Annotated in this window: 1 protein-coding gene; it reads left to right on the forward strand. The window is 67.2% G+C overall.

The features are described from left to right. Positions 1–121: 121 nt before the first annotated feature. Positions 122–1,369, forward strand: a complete 1,248-nt coding sequence (locus tag AC0NZN_RS18340; protein WP_474593762.1) for an IS256 family transposase — start codon at positions 122–124, stop codon at positions 1,367–1,369.

The following is a 1,369-nucleotide window of genomic DNA, read 5'->3' on the forward strand; positions in this document are numbered from 1 at the left end:
AGTAGTGCCCCTTAACGTGGTGTAGCCCGCGGTGGCCGAGCTCGTCGCTTGCGATGTGAGCGCGGTCACCGTGTGATCCTTCGAGGAAACTCTCACATCCCACTCGAAAGGCATCATCACGATGACCGCACCTCATATTGTCGACCCTGCCGGCGTGCTCGCTGAAGCCCTCACCGACGCATCTCCGGATCTGATGCGCAGCTTGCTGCAGACGATGATCAACGCGCTCTTGTCCGCCGACGCGGACGCTGTCGTCGGCGCGGAATGGGGCAGGCCCAGCCCGACTCGCACGACACAGCGCAACGGGTACCGGCACCGCGATCTGGACACCCGGGTCGGCACCATCGACGTTCAGATCCCGAAGCTGCGGCAGGGAACCTACTTCCCGGAGTGGCTGCTGGAGCGCCGCAAGCGCGCCGAGACGGCGATGATCACCGTGGTCGCGGACTGCTACCTCGCCGGGGTCTCCACGCGTCGGATGGACAAGCTGGTCAAGACCCTCGGGATCCACTCCCTGTCGAAGTCGCAAGTCTCCCGGATGGCGGCGGACCTCGACGAGCACGTCGACCAGTTCCGGCACCGCCCGCTGGACGACGCCGGCCCGTTCACGTTCGTCGCCGCCGACGCGCTCACCATGAAGGTCCGCGAAGGCGGCCGCGTCATCAACGCGGTCGTTATGGTCGCGACCGGCGTCAACGGCGACGGACACCGGGAAGTCCTCGGCCTGCGGGTCGCGACCAGCGAGACGGGAGCGGCCTGGAACAGCTTCTTCGCCGACCTCGTCGCCCGCGGCCTCGGCGGGGTGCGCCTGGTCACCAGCGACGCCCACGCCGGTCTCGTGGAAGCGATCGCCGCGAACCTGCCCGGCGCAGTCTGGCAGCGATGCCGCACGCATTACGCCGCGAACCTGATGAGTGTGACCCCGAAGACCATGTGGCCGGCCGTGAAGGCGATGCTGCACTCCGTCTACGACCAACCCGACGCGGACGCCGTGCACGCCCAGTTCGACCGGCTCCTCGACTACGTCGACGGGAAGCTGCCTGACGCGTTCGAGCACCTCGACACCGCGCGCGCCGACATCCTCGCGTTCACCGGCTTCCCCGACGGGCTCTGGCAGCAGATCTGGTCCAACAATCCGAACGAGCGCCTCAATCGAGAGATCCGCCGCCGCACCGACAGCGTGGGCATCTTCCCGAACAGGGACGCGATCATCCGCCTCGTCGGCGCCGTGCTCGCCGAGCAGACCGACGAATGGGTCGAAGGACGCCGCTACCTCGGCCTCGAGATGCTCGCGAAGTCCAGGCTCACTCTCGTCGCCGACACCGGAATCGAGGTGAACACCGACACCCTCCTCGAACTCAGCGCCTAA

The sequence above is a fragment of the Microbacterium sp. sgz311019 genome (assembly GCF_056135325.1).

Excerpts from the sequence above, each read along its gene's own strand:
- AC0NZN_RS18340 (WP_474593762.1), top strand. The coding sequence starts at position 122 with ATGACCGCACCTCATATTGTCGACCCTGCCGGCGTGCTCGCTGAAGCC.